The following is a 7,324-nucleotide window of genomic DNA, read 5'->3' as shown; positions in this document are numbered from 1 at the left end:
TCACCGACCCAGCGACGGGCGATCACGTCGCCGACGTCGCGTCGGCGACACCCGACGATGCCGGCGAGGCATGCGGTGTGGCCGATGAGGCCCAGCGGGGATGGGCGGCAACGGCACCGCGCGAGCGCGCCGAGATCCTGCGGTCCTGCTGGTCGATCCTGATGGAGCATCAGGACGAACTGGCCCGTCTGATCGTTCGCGAGGAAGGCAAGCCACTGGCGGATGCCAGCGGCGAGATCGCCTACGCCGCCGAGTTCTTCCGCTGGAACTCCGAGGAAGCGGTCCGGATTCGCGGGTCACTGGGCGACGCGCCGTCGGGGTCGAATCGGATCCTCGTGCGTCATCCCCCCGTCGGCGTCGCCGTGATCGTGACGCCGTGGAACTTCCCCGCCGCGATGATCACCCGCAAGCTCGCTCCCTGCCTCGCCGCCGGGAACGCGGCCGTGATCAAACCGCCCTCCGAGACGCCGCTGACCGCGCTGCGGATCGGCCAGTTGCTCGGCGATGCGGGTGTGCCGGACGGCCTCGTCAACGTCCTCCCGACCGACGACTCGGCCTCCTGGTTCGACGCCGCTGTCGAGCACCGAGCCACGAGGATGGTGTCGTTCACCGGATCGACGGCGACCGGCCAGGCCCTGCTCAAGCGCAGCGCCGACCGGGTCCTGAAGACGGTCATGGAGTTGGGTGGCAACGCCCCGTTCGTGGTGTTCGACGATGCCGACATCGACGCCGCTGTCTCCGGTGCGATCACCGCGAAGATGCGCCACTCGGCGCAGACCTGTACGGCCGCCAACCGGTTCTTCGTCGAAGCCGGCGTCGCCGACGAGTTCACGACCAAGTTCGCCGCGGCGATGGCAGCGATCTCGGTGGGGAACGGATTCGACGAGGGCGTGGAATGCGGACCACTCATCCACCGGTCGAAGGTCGATGACGTGGCATCACTCGTCGACGACGCCGTCGCCGCCGGAGCGGAGATCGTCGTCGGTGGGACCCGCCGCGACGGGCCGGGGAACTTCTACGAGTCCACGGTCCTGAGCAACGTCCGCCCCGATGCCGCGATCACCCGCGAGGAGATCTTCGCCCCGGTCGCTCCGGTCATCACGTTCGACGACGTCGACGAGATGATCGAGCAGGCGAACGACACCGAGATGGGACTGATCGGCTACGTGTACACACGCGATCTGCGTGTCGGACTGCACGTGAGCGAGCGGATCCAGGCCGGGATGATCGGGCTGAATCGAGGCTCGGTGTCCGATCCGGCCGCACCGTTCGGCGGGATGAAGCAGTCCGGCGTCGGTCGCGAGGGTGCGAGCGAGGGCATCTACGAGTTCTGCGAGACCCAGTACATCGCCCTCGATTACTGAACGACGCGTTGGTGCCAGGCACCGACGCTCTCAGCGGGTCAGGGTGCTGACCGCCCGGACTTCGATTCCGCCCCGTGGGCGCTGCGTGAGGGTCACGGTGACCGAGTGCGGCCTGGCCGTGTTCATCACCTCCGTAGCGATCTCCACCGCCAGCGCCTCGGCGAAGACCGCACGATCACGAAATCCCCACAGGTACAGCTTGAGGCTCTTCGATTCGATGCACCAATCGTCGGGCGAGTACTCGATGACCACCGTGGACAGGTCGGGCTGCTCGGTGACCGGGCACATCGAGTTCAGTTCGTCGTTGGTGAACGTCACCGTCGAGATCCCTGCGGGCGCCGGGAACACCTCGACGTGATCGATCGCGTGTCGAACCGTGTTGCCGAGCACCGTCAAATCCATCCGCTCAGGCTACCGACGACCGAACGACCGGATCACGGCACCATGACGATCGATCTCGATCACCGACTCGGTCCGCGGATCCGCACGGTCGGGCTACGGTGACGACGCACCACCATCTGATCGCTCCGATCCGATCGCTCCAGGGGGACCCTTTCGTGCGCAAGCCAGCCATCATCGCACTCGTCCTGATCGCGCTCGTGGCCGCCGCGTGTTCCAGCGCCGACCCGACGTCCGACTCCGCCTCCGGTACCGAGGTTCCTGCGAGCGAGGCGCCCACACCGGAGACCGATCCGGAACCGATCTCCTCCACGGGACCCGACGCCGTGGACACGACCATCGCCGCTGCCGAGGAGACGACGACCACGATCGATCCCACCGAGGCGCGCACGATCGAGCAGATCAACGCGTACATCGACGAAGCCGCCTCGTTCGACCAGGTCGCCGCCGACGCGCAGTTCCCCGAAGGACTCACGTTCGCAGCCGGAGGCGCACCGGGCTATTCACGCTACGTGTTCCGCGAGAACTCCGCCGGGGTGGTCCCGACGCTCGTCGAGGGCCCGCTCGACGACACGGTGCGCTGCCAGGACATCGAACTCCCGTGCTCGTACCTCGAGCTGAAGGAACTCCACGAGAGCGGCCGACCGATCCCGGACGAACTCTCCATGACAGTCGGCGAACTCGAGCTGCTCGTCGCGCAACTCGACCAGCTGAGCGCGTTCGCGCTCGCGCACCGCGACATCGATTCGGCATGCGCCGAGGGCTTCGTGAGCGACCGCATCCAGACGGCCAACATGGGCACCCACCTCTACAAGGGTGAGTTCATCGCCAACGGATTCGATCCCGGCCAACCCGAGATCCTGCTGTACGCGCTCGCCGACGACACGATGCCGTCCGCACCGCTCGGCCAGTGCGTCGACGGGGCGTGGACCGGAGAACCGATGCAACTGATCGGAACCTCGTTCATCATCCCGCCCCAGATCATCGGCACCGATCATCCCGAGACCTTCGCCGGACCGCTCGACAACTGGCACATCCACTACAACCTCTGTCGAGGTGCAAGCGAAGGCCGTGACTCGTTCCTCCCGCTCGCCGAATGCGAGGCGGCGGGCGGCAACTTCAGCGCATCGCTCGGGTGGATGATCCACGCATGGGTCGATCCCGACCACGACAACGATCTCGGCGTGTTCTCGATGTGGAACCCGACCGTCGCACCGATCTCCGATCCGACGGCGATCTTCGAGTCGCGCGAAGTGCGCGGCTCGGACTTCCCCGACGGTGCCGAGCAGTCGCTGATCAGCGATTTCGACTACCGCGGGGACCTCAGCGTCGCAGTCGGACAGCCGTTGTTCTTCAACAACGTCGACGCCGTCCCGCACACGGTGAGCGCCGGAAGCTTCGACACGCCGCTCCTCGACGAGTTCGATTCGGGCCTCCTCGACCCGGGCAGCAACTACGAACTCAGCTTCGACGAACCGGGCGTCTACAGCGTGTTCTGCAGCCTGCACCCCGACATGCAGGCTTCGATCACCGTCGAATAGCCCGATCACACGTCAGGTCGCAGCCCGAACGTGGCGCCCTCGTCGCGATTGGGTGCGGCTCCCGGGCGAATTCGCGACGAGAACGCCTGACATCCCCGTGCCGCTCGGCTCGAACGTCAGGCGGGGGCACCGAACTGGCGGTCACCCGCGTCGCCGAGACCGGGAACGATGAACGCCTGATCGTTGAGTCGGTCGTCGACCGCGGCGGTGAACAACGTGACGTCGATGCCACAGTTGCCGACCGTCTCGATTCCCTCCGGAGCACACAGCGCGCAGATCACCGTCAACGGTTGGGCGGCTCCGCGCGCCACCAGCAACTCGAGCGTGTGGACGAGTGACCCACCGGTCGCGAGCATCGGATCGACCACGATCACCGGTCGTTCCGCGATGTCGTCGGGCAACTTGTTCACGTACGGCTCGGGCTGATGGGTCTCCTCGTTGCGCGCGATCCCGATGAACCCGATGTCCGCGTTGGGCATCAACTGCTGTGCGGGTGCGAGGAAACCGAGACCTGCGCGCAGGATCGGAACGATCACCGGCTGGGTCGCGAGCCGCGTCGCCGGCGCTTCGGTGAGCGGGGTGGTCACCGTTCCGTCGACGGTCGGCAGCGTGTGGGTCGCCTCGGCGATCAACAGCATCCCGATGCGCTCGAGGTTCTGACGGAACAGTGCGTTCGGCGTGTCGACGTCGCGGATGCGCGCGAGCGCATCCAGCACGAGCGGGTGGTCGACGACAACGGTTTCTACAGCCATGCCGGAAAGACTGTCAGACTCCGAGCTCCTGCTCCGCTTTCAGCATCGCGTAGCGCGGCTTGACGATGCCGTCGATGATCTTGATCCGCTCCGGGAACGACGCGAACGCCGATTTCACGGCGTTCACCGTCAGCCACTGCATGTCGTCGAGTCCCCAGCCGAACGCCTCGTGACAGGCGATCATCTCGGCGGTCATCGACGTGTCGCTCATCAGCCGGTTGTCGGTGTTGATCGTGACCCGGAACCGCAGGCGGCGGAGCATTCCGATCGGATGGTCGGCGATCGTCGGTGCGATCCCGGTGTTCACGTTCGATGTCGGGCAGACCTCGAGCGGGATCCGGCGGTCGCGGATGTAGCTGGCCAGTTTCCCGAGCCGCACATCTCCGTCGGGGTTGACCTGGATGTCGTCGACGAGACGGACGCCGTGGCCCAGTCGTTCGGCTCCGCAGAGCTGCACCGCCTCCCAGATCGACGGGAGACCGAAGGCTTCGCCGGCGTGGATCGTCGAATGGAAGTTCTCGCCGTTCACGTGCTGGAACGCGTCGAGGTGACGGGTGGGCGGGAACCCGGCCTCGGGCCCGGCGATGTCGAAGCCGACGACACCGGCATCGCGATGACGCACCGCGAGTTCTGCGATCTCGAAACTGCGTGCGGCTTGACGCATCGCGGTCACGAGGGCGTAGATCGTGAGGTCGGTGCCGTCCGAGCCGCGACGGAAGCCGTCGACCACGGCGGTGACGACCTCATCGAGGGTGAGGCCCGCTTCGAGATGGAGTTCGGGAGCGAAGCGGACCTCGGCGTAGACCACCCCGTCGGCGGCGAGGTCCTGCGCACATTCGTAGGCGACGCGTTCGATCGCGTCCCGATGCTGCATCACCCCGCCCGTGTGAGCGAAGGTTTCGAGGTAGAGCACCAGGTCATTGCGCTTGGCACCACGATTGAACCAGTGGGCCAACTCGTCGGGATCGGTGGTCGGAAGATCGCCGTACCCGTACTCCGACGCCAACTCGACGACCGTCCTGGGGCGCAGACCGCCATCGAGGTGGTCGTGGAGGAGCGCCTTGGGAGCTCGTGCGATCAGATCAGCCGTCGACATGGCCACACGCTACCGATTGCGCCGGCTGCGTCCGGCGTGTCGATGCGCACCTCGAACGGCCCGCGAACCGATCATCAGCTCGTGGTTCAGCTCACCCGCTCGAACAGGTACGCGAACGGCGATTCGGTGTAGTCGACTCCCCGTCCCGTCTCGTGGAGCAGTTCGACGGTCACGTCGGCCGCGCGCCTCGGGACGAGGTGCGAATCGAGCCCACCGGTCTCGACCCAATAGTCGGCATCACGGGCGACGATCACCCCGTGCAACCGATAGCGCGGATCGAGCGACGCCATCGCCGCGTCACCGTGGCTCGGGTTGACCAGCAGGAACCCGCCGAGCCGCAGGTATTCCGTGCAGTGCTCGGAGATGAAACCGGCGTACAACGAGACGAGCAGGTCGACGGAGGCCTCGGCGATGTCGAGGTCATCGGTGTAGTCGTGGTGGATCCACTCGACCGTGGAACGATCGACGTCGACCCCGCGCTCGACGAGCAGCTCGCGGACGCCTTCGGTGTCGGTGAAGAACTGATTCGCACGCCGGTCGACGTCGACGTAGGTCACCGTCGGCCAGACAAATGAAGCAGAGATGTCGACATAGGAGCCGGGATAGAGCACCGAGTCGGCATCGACCGCGTCCGCGACCGCAGCGAAGAGACGACGCCGGTCGCCCACCGGCTGATCCTGCTTGTCCCACAACCGACGCGTCCGCTCGAGCACGGGCTCGACCATACGGCACGCTGGAGAAGGACCGCTCGGTTGCGGGCGACCTTCCTGTGAGCGACCTTCGTGTGAGCGACCTTCGTGTGGGAGTCGACCGGAGTCAGGCGGGAGCGGTCGTGGCAAGCGCGGCGAGCAACGAGTCGAGTTCCGCAGCGGGCAGATCGACCGCTTCGCCGTACAGCTTGACCTTCGGTTCGGTCCCGCTCGGGCGCACCTGGAGCCGTGCCCCGTTGACGAGCACGAGTCGAGCGAGGTTCGCCTCCGGATATGCCGACACGTGATCGACCGCGATCCCTCCGACCTCGGTCGGCGGTTCCGAGACGAGCGCCTCGACCCATGTCGCCCCGACCGACGGCGGGATCCTGACCGACAGTTCGGCGGTGACATATCGACCGAAACGATCGGCGATGTCGTCGAGCCGGTCCTGGAGCGTCACACCGTCGGCTTGTGCACATGCCGCGATCTCGGCCATCAGCACCGCCGCGGAGATTCCGTCCTTGTCGAGCGGTCGCGACGTCACGAGGTACCCGAGCGCCTGCTCGTAACCGAACACGAAGCGCTTCCCCTCGGCGGCCCGCTCGGTGGCGATGCGACCGATCCACTTGAATCCCGTGAACGTCTCCTCCGAGTGGACGCCGTGTGCTTCTGCCATACGAGCGAGCAACGACGACGACACGAGGGTCGTGACGACGAGACGGTCGTCGCCCTCGGTGTGACCGAGGATGTGGTCGGCGAACAGCCACCCGATCTCGTCCCCGCTCAAACGCCGCCACGTTCCATCGGGCTGCGGGATCGCTGCTCCGAGGCGGTCGGCGTCGGGATCGTTGGCCAGCGCGATCGCGGCACCGGATTCGGTGGCGGTTCGGATCAACAGGTCCATCGCCCCGGGCTCTTCCGGGTTGGGGAAGGCGACGGTCGGGAAGGTGCCGTCCGGCTGGTGCTGCTCGACGACCGGAATCGGCGGATCGAAACCGGCGGCGTTGAACGCCATCTCGATGGTCTCGGCGCCGACACCGTGCATCGCCGTGTACGCCACGGGGACCCCGGCCACGTCGGGGCGCAGCCGGACGTCGGGTACCGACGCGACGTACGCCTCCTGCCACGATGTGTCCAGGCGACGGATCAGGTGGTCGTCCTCACGCGCGATCGGAACGTGGAGCGGATCGATTCCGTCGATCGCATACGAGATCTGTTCGTCGACGGGGTTGACGATCTGCGAGCCGGTCTCGAGGAAGACCTTGTATCCGTTGTCGGCCGGTGGATTGTGCGATGCCGTGACGACGACGCCGGCTGCGGCATCGAGGCCCGTGATCGACCATGCGAGCACCGGCGTCGGCTGGACCCCCGGATGGAGCATCGATCGAATCCCCATCGTGGCGAGCACCCGCGCCGTGTCGAGCGCGAACAGATCGCTCTTGCGTCGGGCATCGTGTGCGATGACGACGCCGCGCTCGGC

General features: G+C 66.6%; 7 protein-coding genes. 2 read left to right on the top strand and 5 right to left on the bottom strand.

Features of this window, described 5'->3' with window-relative positions; all coding sequences use genetic code 11:
* The coding region (locus WBV89_RS05810) for an NAD-dependent succinate-semialdehyde dehydrogenase (protein WP_423980391.1) at positions 1-1,364 on the top strand (1,364 nt) is incomplete at its 5' end.
* Between the two features lie 30 nt (positions 1,365-1,394).
* Here WBV89_RS05810 and queF read toward each other — a convergent pair.
* Positions 1,395-1,766: a preQ(1) synthase gene (gene queF / locus WBV89_RS05805; RefSeq protein ID WP_423980390.1), complete on the bottom strand. Its 372-nt coding sequence runs from the start codon at positions 1,764-1,766 to the stop codon at positions 1,395-1,397.
* 155 nt (positions 1,767-1,921) lie between these two features.
* Between queF and WBV89_RS05800 the strand changes: the two genes are divergently transcribed.
* The gene (locus WBV89_RS05800; protein WP_423980389.1) at positions 1,922-3,304 is read left to right on the top strand and encodes a cupredoxin domain-containing protein; all 1,383 of its coding nucleotides are present in this window, start codon (positions 1,922-1,924) and stop codon (positions 3,302-3,304) included.
* 116 nt (positions 3,305-3,420) lie between these two features.
* Here WBV89_RS05800 and upp read toward each other — a convergent pair whose 3' ends face one another.
* The 4 genes from upp to WBV89_RS05780 all read right to left on the bottom strand — a co-directional run.
* Positions 3,421-4,056: a uracil phosphoribosyltransferase gene (gene upp, locus WBV89_RS05795; RefSeq protein ID WP_423980388.1), complete on the bottom strand. Its 636-nt coding sequence runs from the start codon at positions 4,054-4,056 to the stop codon at positions 3,421-3,423.
* A 13-nt stretch (positions 4,057-4,069) separates the two neighbouring features.
* Positions 4,070-5,152, bottom strand: a complete 1,083-nt coding sequence (locus WBV89_RS05790) for an adenosine deaminase (protein WP_423980387.1) — start codon at positions 5,150-5,152, stop codon at positions 4,070-4,072.
* An 86-nt stretch (positions 5,153-5,238) separates the two neighbouring features.
* Positions 5,239-5,865 (bottom strand): hypothetical protein, encoded by a 627-nt coding sequence (locus tag WBV89_RS05785; RefSeq protein ID WP_423980386.1) that lies wholly within the window; start codon positions 5,863-5,865, stop codon positions 5,239-5,241.
* Positions 5,866-5,968: 103 nt separating this feature from the next.
* A partial coding sequence (locus WBV89_RS05780) for a phospho-sugar mutase (protein ID WP_423980385.1) occupies positions 5,969-7,324 on the bottom strand: 1,356 nt, incomplete at its 5' end.

The organism is Ilumatobacter sp. (assembly GCF_049588435.1).
Classification (GTDB): Bacteria; Actinomycetota; Acidimicrobiia; order Acidimicrobiales; family Ilumatobacteraceae; genus Ilumatobacter_A.
Note: the sequence above shows the minus strand (reverse complement) of the source record. Positions and strands in the feature narration are given on the sequence as shown.